The 16,708-nt window shown below is 70.7% G+C and carries 16 protein-coding genes; 5 read left to right on the forward strand and 11 right to left on the reverse strand.

The window, feature by feature from the left end; all coding sequences use genetic code 11:
• Positions 1 to 18: 18 nt before the first annotated feature.
• Both WQ56_RS05480 and WQ56_RS05485 read right to left on the reverse strand, forming a co-directional pair.
• Positions 19 to 1,146 (reverse strand): inorganic phosphate transporter, encoded by a 1,128-nt coding sequence (locus tag WQ56_RS05480; protein WP_047136078.1) that lies wholly within the window; start codon positions 1,144 to 1,146, stop codon positions 19 to 21.
• A gap of 13 nt (positions 1,147 to 1,159) precedes the next feature.
• The gene (locus WQ56_RS05485) at positions 1,160 to 1,786 is read right to left on the reverse strand and encodes a DUF47 family protein (RefSeq protein ID WP_047136079.1); all 627 of its coding nucleotides are present in this window, start codon (positions 1,784 to 1,786) and stop codon (positions 1,160 to 1,162) included.
• 248 nt (positions 1,787 to 2,034) lie between these two features.
• Here WQ56_RS05485 and WQ56_RS05490 point away from each other — a divergent pair, with 248 nt between their 5' ends.
• On the forward strand, positions 2,035 to 3,342 hold the full coding sequence (locus WQ56_RS05490) for a hemolysin family protein (protein WP_047136080.1): 1,308 nt from the start codon (positions 2,035 to 2,037) through the stop codon (positions 3,340 to 3,342).
• Complete coding sequence (locus WQ56_RS05495; RefSeq protein ID WP_047136081.1) at positions 3,332 to 3,970, forward strand: exopolysaccharide biosynthesis protein; 639 nt, start codon at positions 3,332 to 3,334, stop codon at positions 3,968 to 3,970. Before WQ56_RS05490 ends, WQ56_RS05495 begins: the two co-directional genes overlap by 11 nt.
• Positions 3,971 to 4,060: 90 nt before the next feature.
• Here WQ56_RS05495 and WQ56_RS05500 read toward each other — a convergent pair whose 3' ends face one another.
• Positions 4,061 to 4,849: an RNA methyltransferase gene (locus WQ56_RS05500; protein ID WP_047136082.1), complete on the reverse strand. Its 789-nt coding sequence runs from the start codon at positions 4,847 to 4,849 to the stop codon at positions 4,061 to 4,063.
• A gap of 86 nt (positions 4,850 to 4,935) precedes the next feature.
• On the opposite strand from WQ56_RS05500, the gene WQ56_RS05505 reads away from it, so the two are divergent.
• A complete protein-coding gene (locus WQ56_RS05505) occupies positions 4,936 to 5,766 on the forward strand; it encodes an inositol monophosphatase family protein (protein WP_047136083.1) in 831 nt (276 codons plus the stop codon).
• A gap of 248 nt (positions 5,767 to 6,014) precedes the next feature.
• On the opposite strand, the gene secF is transcribed toward WQ56_RS05505, so the two are convergent.
• From secF to WQ56_RS05535, 6 genes are all read right to left on the reverse strand, one after another.
• Entirely contained in the window at positions 6,015 to 6,977 is a 963-nt protein-coding gene (secF, locus tag WQ56_RS05510) for a protein translocase subunit SecF (protein ID WP_047136084.1), read from the reverse strand.
• 15 nt (positions 6,978 to 6,992) lie between these two features.
• Complete coding sequence (gene secD / locus WQ56_RS05515) at positions 6,993 to 8,876, reverse strand: protein translocase subunit SecD (protein ID WP_047136085.1); 1,884 nt, start codon at positions 8,874 to 8,876, stop codon at positions 6,993 to 6,995.
• Positions 8,877 to 8,947: 71 nt separating this feature from the next.
• A complete protein-coding gene (gene yajC, locus WQ56_RS05520) occupies positions 8,948 to 9,289 on the reverse strand; it encodes a preprotein translocase subunit YajC (protein WP_047136155.1) in 342 nt (113 codons plus the stop codon).
• 116 nt (positions 9,290 to 9,405) lie between these two features.
• Complete coding sequence (tgt, locus tag WQ56_RS05525) at positions 9,406 to 10,542, reverse strand: tRNA guanosine(34) transglycosylase Tgt (RefSeq protein ID WP_047136086.1); 1,137 nt, start codon at positions 10,540 to 10,542, stop codon at positions 9,406 to 9,408.
• A gap of 57 nt (positions 10,543 to 10,599) precedes the next feature.
• Entirely contained in the window at positions 10,600 to 11,652 is a 1,053-nt protein-coding gene (queA, locus tag WQ56_RS05530; RefSeq protein WP_047136087.1) for a tRNA preQ1(34) S-adenosylmethionine ribosyltransferase-isomerase QueA, read from the reverse strand.
• A gap of 256 nt (positions 11,653 to 11,908) precedes the next feature.
• Positions 11,909 to 12,340, reverse strand: coding sequence for an Lrp/AsnC family transcriptional regulator (locus WQ56_RS05535; protein WP_047136088.1), 432 nt, complete (start codon positions 12,338 to 12,340; stop codon positions 11,909 to 11,911).
• Positions 12,341 to 12,517: 177 nt separating this feature from the next.
• On the opposite strand from WQ56_RS05535, the gene WQ56_RS05540 reads away from it, so the two are divergent.
• Positions 12,518 to 14,041 carry an aminotransferase class III-fold pyridoxal phosphate-dependent enzyme gene (locus tag WQ56_RS05540; protein ID WP_047136089.1) on the forward strand — a complete coding sequence of 508 codons (1,524 nt, stop codon included), beginning with the start codon at positions 12,518 to 12,520 and terminating at the stop codon, positions 14,039 to 14,041.
• 186 nt (positions 14,042 to 14,227) lie between these two features.
• On the forward strand, positions 14,228 to 14,566 hold the full coding sequence (locus WQ56_RS05545; RefSeq protein ID WP_052772864.1) for a hypothetical protein: 339 nt from the start codon (positions 14,228 to 14,230) through the stop codon (positions 14,564 to 14,566).
• Between the two features lie 116 nt (positions 14,567 to 14,682).
• Here WQ56_RS05545 and WQ56_RS05550 read toward each other — a convergent pair whose 3' ends face one another.
• Together WQ56_RS05550 and WQ56_RS05555 are read right to left on the reverse strand one after the other, a co-directional pair.
• Positions 14,683 to 15,297 (reverse strand): inorganic diphosphatase, encoded by a 615-nt coding sequence (locus WQ56_RS05550; RefSeq protein WP_082132211.1) that lies wholly within the window; start codon positions 15,295 to 15,297, stop codon positions 14,683 to 14,685.
• A gap of 5 nt (positions 15,298 to 15,302) precedes the next feature.
• Entirely contained in the window at positions 15,303 to 16,688 is a 1,386-nt protein-coding gene (locus tag WQ56_RS05555; RefSeq protein ID WP_047136090.1) for a metallophosphoesterase family protein, read from the reverse strand.
• Positions 16,689 to 16,708: the final 20 nt, after the last annotated feature.

Consider the following 16,708-nt stretch of genomic DNA (forward strand, 5'->3'; position numbering starts at 1 on the left):
CGAGCGGCGGCCGGCCCGTCACACCCAACCGAAGTGATGGAAGACGCGGAACAGGCCGTAGGCGATGCCGCCCGACATCGGGATCGTCAGGATCCAGGCCCAGATCATCTTGTTGACCACCGACCACTTGATCGCGTTCAGCCGCTTGGCGGTGCCCACGCCCATGATCGCCGAGGAGATGTTGTGGGTCGTCGAGACCGGGATGCCCAGCGACGAGGCGCCCAGGATCACCGACGCGGCGCTGGTCTCGGCGGCGAAGCCGTGGATCGGGTGCAGCTTGACCAGTTTGTGACCCAGCGTCTTGATGATCCGCCAGCCGCCGGCGGCGGTACCGGCGGCCATGACCAGCGCGCAGGAGATCTTGATCCACAGGTCGATGTCGCCGTCGTTGAGCGCGGCCTCCGACGGATGCAGGAACGCCAGCCAGCCGGGCAGGTTGTCGAGCGTGCCCACGCTCTGGGCGCTGACCAGCGTCAGCGCCACGATGCCCATCGTCTTCTGCGCGTCGTTCATGCCATGCGCGAAGCCCATGCCGGCGGCCGAGACGATCTGGCTCTTGCCGAAGAACGCATTGACCCAGCGCGGACGCGCGATGCGCGCCAGCACGCCGCCGCTGCGCGCCATCATCGAGATCACGAAGAACAGCACGCCCATCATGAAGAAGCCGGCCGCGAAACCCAGCACCGGCGAGCTGACCATCGGCACGATCACCTTCCACAGCACGCCCGCGCTCTGCCAGAACGGCGTCGCCGGTTCCGACCACACGACCACGTCGAGGTTGTTGGAGGCCGCGGCCAGCGCGGCGCCGATCAGGCCGCCGATCAGCGCGTGCGACGACGACGACGGCAGGCCCCACCACCAGGTGATCAGGTTCCAGATGATGCCGCCCAGCAGCGCGCACAGGATCAACTGCGAGCCGACGTCGATCACGCCCGCGTCGATCAGGCCCGAGGAGATCGTCTTGGCGACCGCGGTGCCCATCAGCGCGCCGATCAGGTTCATCGACGCCGCCAGCCCGACCGCCTGCATCGGCGAGAGCACCTTGGTGGCGACGACGGTCGCGATCGAGTTGGCGGTGTCGTGGAAACCGTTGATGTATTCGAACACCAGCGCGGTCGCGACCACGATCAGCACGAGGGTCAGCATGGTCGGCGGCCCGTCAGGAGTTCTTGAGCACGATCTCGTAGGCGACGACCCCGGCCTCGCGGCAGCGGTCGATGGCCTTCTCGAGGATCTCGAAGAACTCCTTGAGCAGGAACATCTGCAGCGGGTCGAGCTTGCCCGAATAGATGTCGCGATAGAGCTCGAGCATCAGGCGGTCGGCCTCGTTCTCCAGCGCACGCAGCTCGTCGTTGAGCGCCTTCATCGGCTCGAGCTTCATGCTGCGCAGCGCCTTGACCATCTTCACCACGACCGCCGAGGCCTGCTCGAGCATCGCCGCACGCGGCGCGAAGTCGATGTGCTCCAGGTGCTGGGTGGCCAGCGAGTAGCGGTCGGCGAACTTCTCGATCTGCTTGGGGATCTTGTACAGCGCCGACCCGAGCGCCTCGATGTCCTCGCGCTCGATCGGGGTGATGAAGCTGTCCACCAGCGCCTGGCTGATCTTGTCGGACGCCTCGCGCTCGCGCATGCGCGCCAGCTTGAACGCGTCGAGCGCCGGCTGGCGGTCGGCTTCCCGGAGCATGGCGTGCAGCGCCACGGCGCTGTCGTGGGCGGCCACGGCCGCCTCCTCGAGCAGGGTGTAGAACTGGTTGCCTTGGCCGAAGATGGTTTGCAGGGAGAACATGCCGACGCCTTTGTCCGCGCACCCGCGGGGCCGGGCGCTTGCGCAAGCGCGAATTATGACGGCTCCGTGACACTTGCGACCACCCCGGGTGTGCCCGGGTCGTCACGCGGCCACCTGCTATAGTCCGGCCCGCGCCCTCCTGCGCTGCCCGCCACCCATGGACGACGACCCTAGACCGCCCCCCGCCTCCCGACGCCCCCGCCTGCCGACGATCGCTGCCGGCCCCTGCCTGAACCGGGCGGACGTCGATGCTTGAGCTGATCCTCATCGTCCTGGCGCTCATCGCCTGCAACGCGTTCTTCGCGCTGTCGGAGATGTCGGTCGTCACCTCGCGCAAGCCGCGCCTGAAGCAGATGGCCGAGCGCCGCGGCGCCCGCACCGCGTTGGAACTGGCCCAGCACCCCGAGCGCTTCCTGTCGACCGTCCAGGTCGGGATCACGCTGATCGGCGTGCTGACCGGCATGCTCGGCGGCGACGCGCTGGGCAACGCCATCGGCGGCTGGCTGGCCGCCAAGCTGCCGGCGCTGGGCACGTACGCGGCCACCGTCGGCACGGTGCTGGCGGTCGGCCTGATCACGTTCCTGACCATCGTGCTCGGCGAACTGCTGCCCAAGCGCCTGGCACTGCTGGCGCCCGAGCGCGTGGCCAGCGTGGTCGCACTGCCGATGCACTGGCTCTCGCGCATCGCGACCCCGGCCGTCTGGCTGCTCAGCGCCTCGGTGCGCGGCCTGCTCCGCCTGCTGCGGCTCAACGACACCGAGGCCGCCCAGGTGACCGAGGAGGAGATCCGTCTGCTGGTGAGCGAAAGCCACGAACAGGGCGTGATCGACACCGACGAGCGCAACATGGTCAACCGCGTGCTCACGCTGGGCGACCGCGACGCCGAGACGCTGATGACGCCGCGCACGCGCATCGCCTGGCTCGACGTGTCCGCTGGGTTCGAGGAGAACCTGGCGCGGATGCGCGACACGCCCTACTCGCGCTACCCGGTGCTGCGCGGCAACGATGCCGACGTGGTCGGCATCCTGGAGATCAAGTCGCTGATCGACCGGCTCGACGCCGGCGCCTTCGACCTGTTCAAGTACCTGCGCGAGCCGCTGTTCGTGTCCGAGTCGACGCCGGCGATGAAGCTGCTGGAGATCCTGCGCGAGAACCAGCAGTCGCTGGCGCTGGTGGTCGACGAGTACGGCGACATCACCGGCATGGTGACCGTCAACGACGTGATGGAGGCCGTCATCGGCCGCACGCAGAGCAGCGGCGTGGATGCCTCGCCGCTGGTCGTGACGCGCGACGACGGCTCGCTGCTGGTCGACGGCAGCCTGTCGGTCGACGCGGTGCGCGAGTTGCTCGGCGGCGGGTCGCTGCCCGGCGAGGACGAGCACATCTTCCATACCGCTGCCGGCATGACGATCGCCCAGTTCGGCCGGATCCCCAACGTCGGCGAGCATTTCGACGCCAACGGCTGGCGCGTGGAGATCGTCGATCTCGACGGGCCGCGGGTGGACAAGCTGCTGCTGCAGCGCCTGCCCGACGACGAGGCCGACGATGCGGCCTGAGGGGTCGCACGCCCCTTCGCGCGAGGAAGCCTCGACCCGGGAACTGCTCGCGGCGATGGCGGCCGGCGACCCGGCCGACCAGTTGCGCTTCCGCGACCTGCTGGCCGGCCTGGACAAGCGCGTGTTCGGCATGATGCTGTTCGTCGCGACCTTGCCGGCCTTCATCCCGATCCCCGGCGTCGGTGGCGCGGTCGGTGGCCCGCTGGTGATCTTCGTCGGGCTGCAGCTGCTGATCGGGCTGCGCAAACCATGGCTGCCGCGGTTCATCGCCGAGCGCGGCCCGCACCGCAGCGCCGTACAGCGCTTCGAGACCGTGCTCGAACCCTGGTTCCGGCGCCTGGAACGGGTCAGCCGCCCGCGTCTGCCGGCGGTCCTCGACCATCGCGCCGCCACGATGTTCACCGGCCTGCTGCTGGTGCTGCTGGGCATCCTGCTGGCGCTGCCGATTCCGTTCACCAACTACGTGTTCGCGGTGCTGCTGCTGGCCTACGCGCTGGCCCTGCTCGAGCGCGACGGCGCCCTGCTGCTGGTCGCCTGGGCCGCGGGCCTGCTGGCGATCGGCGTGTTCGGCGTGCTCAGCGGCGCGCTGGCGGCCGCGGCGACCGACTGGATCGCGCGGCTCACGTAGCCTCATCGGCGGCGCTGTCCCGCTGCAGACGGAAATTCCCACCGCACCGCCGGGCGGCCCGCGACGGTAGCCGGCCCCGCGCGGGAGCAGCTACCGGTCGCGTTCGCCGGCCAGCCGGGCCATCCGCTGGGCGTCGGCCAGAATGCCGCGCAGCAGCCGCACCTCCTGCGCGTCGAGCCCGGTCCGCACGAACAACCGTCGCAGCTTGCGCATCGCCGAGTCCGGCGCGCGGCCCTTGTGGAAGTCGATTGCCTCGAGCGTGTCGGCCAGCTGGGCGAAGAAGCCCTCGAGCTGCGCGTGCGGCACCGCGTCCGCAGGCGCAGGCGTCACCGCCTGCGGCGCCGAGACCTCGCCCAGCAACGCCAGCCGCAGTTCGTAGCTGAGCACCTGGACCGCGGCCGCGAGGTTCAGCGAGCTGTAGTCGGGATTGGCCGGGATGTGCACCGCCGCATGGCACAGCTGCAGTTCCGCGTTCTCAAGGCCGGTGCGTTCGCGGCCGAACACCAGCGCGACCTCGCCGCCGGACACCGCCTGCGCGTGCGCCGTCGTCGCCGCCTCGCGCGGGCGCAGTTCGCGCAGCTGCACCCGGCGGCTGCGCGCGGTGCAGCCCAGCACCAGGCGGCAGTCGGCGACCGCCTCGGCCAGCGTGTCGAACCGCACGGCCGACGCCAGCACGTCGTCGGCACCGGCGGCCATCGCCTCGGCCTCGGCGTGCGGGAACTTCTGCGGCGCGACCAGCACCAGCCGGTGCAGGCCCATCGTCTTGATCGCGCGCGCGGCCGAGCCGATGTTGCCGGGATGCTGGGTGCCGACGAGCACGATGCGCAGGCGCGCGGCGATCGCGTCGGGCGTGGAATCTGGATTCAGGGGCGCTTGCATGGCGCGAATGGTAAACTGCGCGACCGGCCAAGCGCCGGCACCGCTCTTTCTCCCCTCGAACCTGCCCGCGCCCGGAGTCGTCCGCGATGCTTCAACCTGCTGTCAACATCATGGTCAAGGCGGCGCGTGCCGGCGGCAACGTCCTGCTGCGCAACATGCACAAGCTCGACGCGCTGAACGTCGTCGAGAAGGCGCGGCTGGACTATGCCAGCGAGGTCGACGGCCTGGCCGAGGAAGCGATCGTCAAGGAACTGCGCCGGGCCCATCCCGACTACGCCATCCTCGGCGAGGAAGGCGGCGCCAAGCCCGGCCGCAACGGCGCGAGCCGCTACACCTGGGTCATCGACCCGCTCGACGGCACCAGCAACTACCTGCGCGGCTTCCCGCACTGGTGCGTGTCGATCGCGCTGGTCGAGGGCGGCGAACCGCTGCACGGCGTGATCTTCGACCCGCTGCGCAACGAGCTGTTCACTGCCACGCGCGGCGCCGGCGCCCAGCTCAATGAGCGTCGCATCCGCGTGGCCGACCGCAAGGAGCTGTCGGGCGCGATGATCGGCACCGGTTTCGCCCCGCGCGAGCGCAAGCGCGCCGGCGCCCAGCTGCGCGCGGTCGAGGCGCTGCTCGAATCCGCCGAGGACGTCCGCCGTGCCGGCTCGGCCGCGCTCGACCTCGCCTACGTCGCGGCCGGTCGCAGCGACGCCTACTTCGAGGCCGGCGTGCACCCGTGGGACATCGCCGCCGGCGTGCTGCTGGTCCGCGAGGCCGGCGGTCGCGTCAGCGACTTCAAGGGCCGCGCCACCGGCCCGCTCAACGTCGCCTTCGCCGGCGGCCGCCCGGTCCTCGCCGCCAACGTCCGCCTGATCGAACCGCTGCAGCAGGTGCTGGTGTCGTCGGGGTATGCGAAGGAGTTCGACTGATCCAGCGCCCGGCGCTGGATCAGCGTGTTCGGGGCCCGTAGCCGGTGACCCCCGAGAGCAGAAAGCCGCGCCGTTGCGCGGCTTTTTTGCTTTGGGTGAAGCGACTCCTGTAGGAGCGCGCTCGCGCGCGATGCGCTTCATCAGGAACGCCCGTCGCGCCCATCGCGCGCGAGCGCGCTCCTACAAAATGCCAGACACGAAGAAGCCGCGCGATCGCGCGGCTTCTTCGTTGCGGAACCTGTTCGGGCTCAGGGCCGCCGCGCCAGCGCCGCCTCGTCCCTGGCCTTGGGCAGCAGGTCCTGCTTGGTGACGCGCAGCACGCCGTAGGTCAGCAGCGGGCAGGCGATGAAGATCGACGACAGCGTGCCGACGACCGCGCCCATCATCTGCGTCAGCGCCAGGCCTTCGAGCGAGCCGCCGCCGTAGAGGAACAGCGCCAGCACCGACAGGAAGAACACCAGCGAGGTGATGATCGTGCGCGAGAGCGTCTGGTTGATCGAGCGGTTGAAGATCTCCAGCGGCTCGGCGCGCACGCCGCGGAAGTTCTCGCGCACGCGGTCGAACACCACGATGGTGTCGTTGATCGAGAAGCCCATCACCGACAGCAGTCCGGCCAGCACCGTCAGGTCGAACTCCCGGCCGGTCAGCGAGAACAGCGCGGCGACCACCAGCACGTCGAACAGCGTGGTCACGCTGGCCACGACCGCGAACTTCCACTCGAAGCGCACGCTGATGTAGAGCAGGAAACCCACCAGCACGAAGATCGCGGCGTAGATCGCGTTCTTGCGCAGGTCGCCCGAGACCTGCGAACCGATCGCCTCGGTGCTCAGGATGCGGCCGGGGTTGCCGTCGCTCGAGGCCGCCGCCAGCACCTGCTGCGCCAGCTGCGTGTTGCCGTCCACGTTCGCCTGCTCGTCGCCGCGCACGCGGATCAGCAGGTCGTTTCCGCTGCCGAAGGTCTGCACCTGGGCGTTGGTGATGCCTGCGGTCTCGAGCCGCTCGCGCACGTCGTCGACGCCGACCGGCTGCTCGAAGCGCACGTTCACCGCGGTGCCGCCAGTGAAGTCGAGCGCGAAGTTGAAGCCCTTCACGCCGATCACCGCGATCGAGGCGACGAACAGCAGGGCGAACAACGAGACCCAGACGTGGCGCAGGCGCATGAAGTCGATGCGCGTGTTCGCGGGGATCAGGGACAACGGGAAAATGGTCATGTTCGGTCTCTCCCGTCAGATCGCCAGGGACTTGAGTTTCTTGCGCGGCGCGTAGATCAGCGTGACCAGTGCGCGCGAGACGACGATCGCGGTGAACATCGAGGCGACGATGCCGATCACCAGCGTGACCGCGAAGCCCTGCAGCGGGCCTGTGCCGAAGGCGTACAGCGCGATGCCCGCGATGATGCCGGTCAGGTTGGAGTCGAAGATCGTGTCGGAGGCCTTCTCGTAGCCGGTCACGATCGCCGACTTCGGCGGCATGCCGGCCCTGAGCTCCTCTCGGATGCGCTCGTTGATCAGCACGTTGGCGTCGACCGACAGGCCGATCGACAGCGCCAGGCCGGCGAAGCCTGGCAGCGACATCGTGGCGCCGAACAGCGACATCACCGCGACCACGATCAGCAGGTTCAGGATCAACGCCAAGCAGGTGACGACACCGAACATGCGGTAATAGAGCATGAAGAACAGCAGCGTGAACAGGAACGCGTAGAGCACGGCGGTGACGCCGCGCTCGACGTTCTCCGCGCCCAGGCTCGGGCCCACGACGCGCTCTTCGACGAAGTCCATCGGCGCGGCCAGCGCGCCGGCCTTGAGCTGGCGGGCCAGATCGTTGGCCTCGTCGCGGCTCAGGCCGGTGGTCTGGAACTCGCGGCCGAACACGCCGCGGATCGTCGAGGAGCTGATCACGCGCTCGACGGTGCGCGCCGAACGCACCTCCTCGCCGCCGACGATGCGCACGGTGGGGATGCGCTCGACGTAGACGATGCCCAGGCGCTGGCCGACGTTCTCGAGCGTGTGGTCGAGCATGCGCTTGCCGCCCGCGCTGTTGAGCGTGATGCTGACCGACGGCAGGCCGGTCTGCTGGTCGGTCTGCGGGTTGGCGTTGATCAGCTGATCGCCGGAGACGAGGATGCGCCGCGACAGCAGCAGCGGCTGGTCGAGCTCGTTGTAGTAGATGCGCGAATCGGCCGGGACGTTGCCCGAGGCCACCGCGGCGGCGGCCTGGTTCTCGTCGCCGGTCACGGCGCGGAACTCGAGGGTCGCGGTCGCGCCGATCAGGCGCTTGGCCTCGGCGGTGTCCTGCAGGCCCGGCAGCTGGATGACCAGGCGGTCCTCGCCCTGGCGCTGGAGCACCGGTTCGGCGACGCCGATCGAATTGATACGGTTGGAGATCACGGTGCGGTTCTGTTCGACCGCATCGGTGGCGATCCGCGCGATCTCGCCCTGCGACAGCCGCACGGTGATGCGGTTGCCGTCGACGGCGATCTGCGGGCCACCGCCGGCCACGCCCTGCCCCGACGCGCTCGCAAGGCTGGTGGCGATGTGCTGGCGCGCCTGGTCGACATTGGCGCCCTCGGTCAGCACCACGCCGATGCTGTTGTCGGCACGCCGCTCGACGCTGGAATAGCCGATGCGGTTGTCGCGCAGCACGGTGCGGATGCCGTCGGCGTAGCCGTCGACGCGCTTCTGCAGCGCCGCGGCCTGGTCGACCTGCATCACGAAGTGCACGCCGCCCTGCAGATCGAGGCCCAGCGACATCGGCCGGGCGCCGAAGCCCGACAGCCAGTCGGGCACGGTCGAGGCGAGGTTCAGCGCCACCGAGTAGTTCTCGCCCAGCGCCGGCCGCAGCGTGTCGGCGGCGGCGGTCTGGGCGTCGGAATCGTGCAGCCGGACCAGCAGGTGGTTCTCGTCGATCTCGGTGCCGACCGGCGTCACGCCGGCCTCCTTCAGCAAGCCGTCCACGCGCTGGCGCAGCGCGTCGTCGACACGCGCGTCGCTGGTGCTCGGGGTGATCTGGACCGAGGGGTTCTTCTGGTAGGCGTTGGGCAGCGCGTACAGCGCTGCCAGGACCAGCACCACCAGGATCAGGGCGTATTTCCAGCGCGGGAATTCGAGCATTGGCTTGCCTCGGGCGCCGCACGGGCGGCGCCGGGAGAGTTGCCGGGGCGGACCCCGGCAGAATCAGGGAATCAGGCCGACTTCAACGTGCCCTTGGGCAGCACGTTGCCGACCGCGCCCTTCTGGACACGGATCTCGACGCGCTCGGCGATCTCGACAGTGATGAAGCTCTCGCCGATCCCGCGCACCACGCCGGCGATGCCGCCGTTGGTGATGACCTCGTCGCCGACCGACAGTTTGTCGAGCATCGCGCGATGTTCCTTGGTCCGCTTCATCTGCGGACGGATCATCAGGAAGTACATGATCGCGATCAGGATGATCGGGAAGGCCAGCGTCGACAGCAGGCTCGGCGCGGCGCCGGCAGCGGGCGCGGCGGCGTGGGCGGGGGCGATCAGCAGGTCCAGCAGGTTCATCTGGGCATCCATCAGGGTCGAAAAGGCAGCAGGCGATTATGCCACGGCCGGCCGGAGGCGCAGGCCGAAGCGCGGATCGGGCGGGAATCGGGGCAATCCGGGCCGCCCGGGGCGGCTCAGGCGTCCGGATTCCCCATCCGGGCGCGATAGAAGGACTCGCGGAAGGCGGCGAAGGTTCCCGCCTCGATCGCCGCGCGCATGTCGGCCATCAGTTTCTGGTAGTACCAGAGGTTGTGCAGCGTGCCCAGCATCGGACCGAGCATCTCCCCGCATCGGTCGAGATGGCGCAGGTAGGCGCGGGTGTAGCCCCCGGCGCAGGCCTCGCAGCCGCAACCTTCTTCGATTGGCCGCAGGTCCTTCTCGAACTTCGCGTTGCGGATGCGGATCGTGCCGGTGGACGTGAAGAAGTGGCCGTTGCGGGCGTTGCGGGTGGGCATCACGCAGTCGAACATGTCGACCCCGCGCGCGACCGCCTCCACCAGGTCCTCGGGCCGGCCCACCCCCATCAGGTAGCGCGGGCGGTCGGCCGGCAGCTGCGGCGTGGTGTGGTCGAGCATCGCGTTGCGCTCGTCCTCAGTCTCGCCGACCGCCAGCCCGCCGATCGCGTAGCCATCGAACCCGATGGCCTGGAGCCCTTGCGCCGAGCGTGTGCGCAGGTCGTGGTGCACGCCGCCCTGGACGATGCCGAACAGCGCGGCGTCGTTGCCCTCGTGCGCGCGCTTCGACCGCGCCGCCCAGCGCAGCGACAGTTCCATCGAGCGCTCGACCACGCGCGGATCCACCGGCTTGCCGTCGACCTGCACCGGCGGGCACTCGTCGAAGATCATCACGATGTCCGAATCGAGCGCCTTCTGGATGCGCATGCTCTCCTCGGGGCCGAGGAACACGCGCGAGCCGTCGGTCGGCGCGGCGAACGTGACGCCTTCCTCGGTGATCTTGCGCTTGTGCGCCAGCGAGAAGACCTGGAAGCCGCCCGAATCGGTCAGGATCGGCCCGTCCCAGCGCGCGAAGCCGTGCAGGCCGCCGTGGGCCTCGATGACCTCCAGGCCCGGGCGCAGGTACAGGTGGAAGGTATTGCCCAGGATGATCTGTGCGCCCAGCGCGCGGATCTGGTGCGGCAGCACCCCCTTGACCGTGCCGTAGGTGCCGACCGGCATGAACGCCGGCGTCTCGATCGTGCCGCGCGGGAAGGTCAGGCGGCCGCGGCGGGCGGTACCGTCGGTGGTCTGGAGCTGGAACTGGAGTCGGGACATTGGACGGCCGGGAGCGGGAATCGGGGATTCGGGATCGGGAAGAGCGGCGCCGCTGCGTTACGAATCCCCACTCCCGAATCCCGAATCCCGGCTCCAAAGCAGCATCGCGTCGCCGTAGGAGAAGAACCGGTAGCGCGCGCGCACCGCGTGGTCGTAGGCGGCGAGGATGCGGTCGCGCCCGGCGAACGCCGAGACCAGCATCAGCAGCGTGGACTCGGGCAGGTGGAAGTTCGTGACCATCGCATCGACGCTGCGAATGCGGTAGCCGGGGAAGATGAAGATGCGCGTCTCGCCGGCGAACGGATGCAGTTCGCCATCGACGCTGGCGCTCTCGAGCGCGCGCACGACCGTCGTGCCGACCGCGACCACGCGGCCGCCGGACGCGCGCGTGCGTCGGATCTGCGCGACCAGTTCGGCGCCGACGTTGAGCCACTCGCTGTGCATGCGGTGCTCGCGGATGTCGTCCACGCGCATCGGCTGGAACGTGCCGGCGCCCACGTGCAGCGTCACGTGGCCGAAATCCACCCCGCGCGCGCGCAGGCGCGACAGCAGCGCGTCGTCGAAATGCAGGCCGGCGGTCGGCGCGGCGACCGCGCCGACCTCGCGCGCGAACACGGTCTGATAGCGCTCGGCGTCGTCCACGCCCGGCTCGCGCCGGATGTACGGCGGCAGCGGCATGCGCCCGGCCTGCAGCAGCCAGGATTCGAGCGCGCCGTCGACCTCGAAGCGCAGGTGGTAGAAGCCCTCGTCCCGCGCGAGCACCTCGGCATGGCCGCCGCCGTCGAGCACGATGCGTCCGCCGGGCCGGGGCGCCTTGCTGGCGCCGATCTGCGCGCGCGCCTCGTTGCCGGGCAGCAGCCGCTCGATCAGGATCTCCACGCGCCCGCCGCTGTCCTTGTGCCCGAACAGCCGGGCCGGGATTACCCGCGTGTCGTTGAACACCAGCAGGTCGCCCGGCTGCAGCAGGTCCGGCAGGTCGCGCACGTGACGGTCGTCGAACGCAGCGTCGGCGGGCGGCACGACCAGCAGCCGGCTGGCCGAGCGCTCGGCCAGCGGCGCCTGCGCGATCAACTCCTCCGGCAGGTCGAAATGGAAATCGGACTTCTTCAAGAGGCGGACGGCGGCATGCGGGCCGACATTGTAATGAAGCCCGCCTCCCCCTGTAGGAGCGCGCTCGCGCGCGATGAGGCCCTACCGGAACGCGCCATCGCGCGCGAGCGCGCTCCTACGGGAGATGCGGCGTCCACCCAAGACGCATCGCCCGGTCACGGCCCCCCCACCCCACCATCGGCGCTGCCGATGGTCCCCCCGCCCCCGTGGGCGGGGGTGGGACGCAGCCGTCTTCCGCCGTGAGCGGAAGACGGCTTTATCTTTCGAACTTGGTCGACAGGATGATCGACGAGGTCGTGCGCTCGACGCCCTCCAGGCAGCCGATCCGGTCGGTCAGCACGTCCATGTCGGCGACGGTCGGCACCACGCCGAGCGCGATCAGGTCGTACGGACCGCTGACCGAGTGCAGCGCGCGCACCGCGTCGATCGCGCGCAGTGCGGTCACCACCGGGGTCATCTGCCGCGGGCGCACGCTGATCATGATCTGCGCGCGGATGTGGCCCTGCTCGAAGTCGTCGCGCACCCGCACCGTGTAGCCGCCGATGACGCCGTCGCGCTCGAGCCGCTCGATCCGGCTCTGCACGGTCGTGCGCGACAGCCCGAGCCGGCGCGCGATCTCGGCGGTCGACAGCCGGGCGTTCTCGCGCAGCAGCGACAACAGGCGGACATCGGCGGCCTCCTTATGCACTTGTACGATCTCGCTCGGCGATTCGCCGAAACTTTAGCAAGGCATCGTCGTTCCGTCGCTATCATTCGACGGAATCGTCCAGATAATGGAAAGAACGCACCGGCTGGGGAGCCGGTCTCGCCCGCTGCGCGAGCCCGCGCCCGCCACCGGCCCGCCTGCCGAACCAGGGAGTCACACATGTCCGCGACCCGTATCCTCGCCCCGCTCCGCGCCCACGGTGGCGCGCGCCGCACGACCGGCCTGTCCGACGAGGTCGTCGAGGCGTTCGCCGCGCGCCACCCCGCGCTCGTCGAGGCGCTGCAGGCCGCCGCTGACGAGTACGCGCGGATCCGCGGCGAGTTCGCCGACCTGCTCGACCTCGACGAGGATGCGCAGGCCCGCACGGTGCAGGCCGGCTACGTGAACTTCTATCCCGGCGACGGCGTGAACCCGTACGTCGCGCTGGCCGCACGCGGCCCGTGGATCGTCACGCTCAAGGGCGCGGTGCTGCACGACTCGGGCGGCTACGGCATGCTCGGCTTCGGTCATACCCCCGCGCCGGTGCTCGAGGCGATGGCGCGCCCGGTGCCGATGGCCAACATCATGACCCCGCACCTGTCGCAGCTGCGGCTCGACCGCGCGCTGCGCCGGGAGATCGGCCACACCCGCGGCGACGGCTGCCCGTACAGCCATTTCCTGTGCCTGAACTCGGGGTCCGAATCGGTCGGCCTGGCCGCGCGCATCGCCGACATCAACACCCGCGTGCAGACCGACCCGGACGGCCGCCATGCCGGGCGCACGGTCAAGCGCATCGTCGTCAAGGGCAGCTTCCACGGCCGGACCGAGCGGCCGGCGCTGTATTCCGATTCGACCCGCGCCACCTACATGAAGCACTTGGCCAGCTTCCGCGGCGAGGACTCGCTGATCGCCGTGCCGCCGTACGACGTCGAGGCGCTGCGCCGGGCGTTCGCCGACGCCGATGCCAACGGCTGGTTCGTCGAGGCGGTGTTCCTGGAGCCGGTCATGGGCGAAGGCGACCCCGGCCGCGCGCTGCCGCCCGCGTTCTACGCCGCCGCGCGCGCGCTGACCCGCGAGCACGGCAGCCTGCTGCTGGTCGATTCGATCCAGGCCGGCCTGCGCGCGCACGGCGTGCTGTCGATCGTGGACTATCCGGGGTTCGAGGGGCTCGACGCCCCCGACATGGAGACCTACTCCAAGGCGCTCAACGCCGGTCAGTACCCGCTGTCGGTGCTCGCGGTCACCGAGGACACGGCGGGCCTGTACCGCAGCGGCGTCTACGGCAACACGATGACCGCCAATCCCCGCGCGCTCGACGTGGCCTGCGCTGTGCTCGAACAGCTCACGCCGCAGATCCGCGACAACATCCGCCAGGCCGGCCGCCGCGCGGTCGAGCGGCTCGAGGCGCTGCGCGCCGACGCCGGCGGCGCGATCACCAAGGTCCAGGGCACCGGCCTGCTGTTCTCCTGCGAACTGGCGCCGCGCTTCAAGTGCTACGGCGCCGGCTCGACCGAGGAGTGGCTGCGCGAGCGCGGCATCGGCGTGATCCACGGCGGCGCGAACTCGCTGCGCTTCACCCCGCACTTCGCGATCGGCGAGGACGAGATCGGGCTGCTGGTGGACATGGTCGGCCAGGCCCTGCGCGAGGGCCCCCAGAAGACGGAAGTCTCGACCGAGGACGCGCGTTCCGCCGTCGCGGTCTGATCGAACGCGGCCCCGCCCGGCACAATTGCCCTTCCCCGCTAGGGGGGAAGGGAACGGGATGGGGGCGATGGCCCCCGTACGGCGGACCGCGCGTCCGTCCTAGGCTTGGGGAGAGGGAACGAAGACCAGCCGCCCGGCCCGATCGCCTTCATCGCGACCCGGCCCCGATGCCGGCACAGGAGCCCGATGTCCAGGAGACGACGCGACGCGCTCGACGCCCTCTACGTACGCAGCGTGCTGGCGACGCTGGGCGGCCTGCTGGTCGCGGGGCCGGCGCTGCTGTGGCTGCTCGACACAGGCCGCGGCCATGCCTGGTCCGGCGACGCACTCGCGGTCTGCGGCGCGATCGCCGCGACCGGCCTGCTGCTGGTCTCGATCGCCATCCTCGCGTCCGACCGCAGCGCGGCGCGCTGGGCCGACACCTGCTCGACCCACGAGGCGATCGTCGTGCCGATGCTGCTCGCCTGGCCGCTGTACCGGCTGCTCAAGGCGTCGGAACGCGGGCGACGCCGCACCCGAACGTGAGGGTTCGCTCCGCTGCCGCGCGCCGGTCCGGCCGGCCGGATGCCGGCGGCGCGGCGTACGCCCGGATGGCCGCGACGACGATGCGCGCATTCGCCACCGGATGCCGATCGACGCGGCTACTGCGCCGCGCGCGCGATCGCCTCGCCGATCAGCCGGCGGGCCTCGGCGGCGTCGCCCCAGCCGTGCAGCGCCACGCCGTTGCCGCCCTCGGGCAGGTCCTTGTAGACGCGAAAGAACGCCTCGATGCGCGCACGTTCGGCGGCCGGCAGGTCGGATAGATCGCGCATTCCGGCATAGCTGGGGTCGACGTCGTCGACCGGCACGCCGACGATCTTTTCGTCGGCCTGCCCACGATCGCGCATGCGCAGCACGCCCAGCGGCCGGAAGCGGATCAATGCGCCGGGATGGATCGGCGCGCGCGTGAGCACCAGCGCATCGAGCGGATCGCCGTCGCCGGCGCGCGTGGCGGGCATCGAGCCGTAGTTCGCCGGATACGCCACCGGCATCGACAGGAAGCGGTCGACGTGCACCAGGCCGTCCTCGGCGCCGATCTCGTACTTGACGCTGCCGCCGGCGGGAATCTCCACCGCCAGCAGCGCTTCGTGCGCCGCCGGGTCCGGCTGGGCGACATGGAACGGATGCCGGATCGTGTCGACCGCCGCTGCCGGGGGCTGTGCGCCGGCGAACCCCGTCCCCGCGACCAGCACGGCCGCGAGCCACGCGCGCGCCATCGCGCTCACTCCCAGCACCGGTCGGCGCGGCCCTTGAGCGAGGCCTCGCGCGTGCAGCGCCGCGTCTCGATCCTGCCGTCCTCGCGCTCGACCAGCCGCTTGCGCCCGCCGTCGTCGTGCAGCTCGAACGCGTCGTACAGCCGGCCGGTCGCGGTGCGCGCCTCGTAGCGCAGCACCGGGCCGTCAACGCGCAACACCTGGAACAGCTGCGTGTCCTCGGCGATCGGCGCCATCGTCGCCAGCGCCTGCGGCCCCATGCGGTACTGCTTGGCGCCGACCACGCTGACCGTCAGCTGTGGCGTGTCGCCGTCCGCGTCGAGCGCGCGGCGCCCGTAGGCGTGGTCGTGCCCCTGCAGCACCAGGTCCACGCGGTGCTTGCGCAGCACCGGCGACAGGTGCTCGCGCAGCGGCGCGTAGTCGCGGTCGAAGCGCAACGCGTACAGCGGCTGGTGGATCTGCACCACGCTCCAGCGGTGCGGGTTGCCGGCCAGCACGCGGTCCAGCCACTGCGCCTGCGCCGGACCGGCATCGAGATCGAGGATCGAGGTGCCGTCGAGCACGACGAAGCGCACGCCCTGGTAGTCGAACCAGTACGTCGTCGCCTCGACCCCGGGCGCACCGTTGCGCGGCAGCGCGAACGTCACCGGCCAGTGCGGCGACAGCACCCGGCGCTCCTGCGGCGTGTCCTCGTGCTCTTCGTGGAACTCGTGGTTGCCGGCGGCAGGTGCGGTCGCGATGTCCTCGGGCAGGCCGCTGGCGGCCTCGAACCACTCGGCCCATTCGTCGTCGTCGGCACCCTGCCCCGCGCCGCCGCCCGACACCAGGTCGCCGGCGAACAGCGCCAGCTTCGCGTCCGGCGCCCAGCGCCGCGACTCGCGGATGACCCGGGTCACCAGCGAGGTGTTCTGGTTCTGGGTGTCGCCGAAGTACAGCAGCGTCAGCGGCGCCGCGTCGGCCGTCGCGGTGCGGAAGTGGAACCACGGGCTCCAGGTGCCATGACCCTGCACGCGCCACGCGTACAGCGTGTCCGGCGCCAGCCCGTCGACGTCCGCGCGGTGCTGGTGCGCGGTGCCGTTGCGCGTCTCCAGCGCCTGCGTGCTCGCGACGACGATGCGCGGCCGTCCGCCGCCGATGTCGGGCGTGTCGTCGGCCGGCGCGATCTGCAACTGCGGTGCACGCACGCGCGCATCGGTGCGCCAGGCCACCGCGAAGCCGGTCGCCGCGTCCTGCGCGGGCGAGGCCGCGATGCGGTCCGGATACGCGGTCGCGGCGTGCCCGCGATCGCCTTCGGGCACGCGGGTGTTGGGCTCGGCTTGCCGCGGCGCCTGTGCGTGGACGGCGGGTGCGAGCAACACCAGCGCGAGCAGTGCCGCGCGCAGGCACCGGGTCATGTCGAAGCGCTCTCGCATGA

Source organism: Luteimonas sp. FCS-9 (genome assembly GCF_001014645.1).
GTDB lineage: Bacteria > Pseudomonadota > Gammaproteobacteria > Xanthomonadales > Xanthomonadaceae > Luteimonas.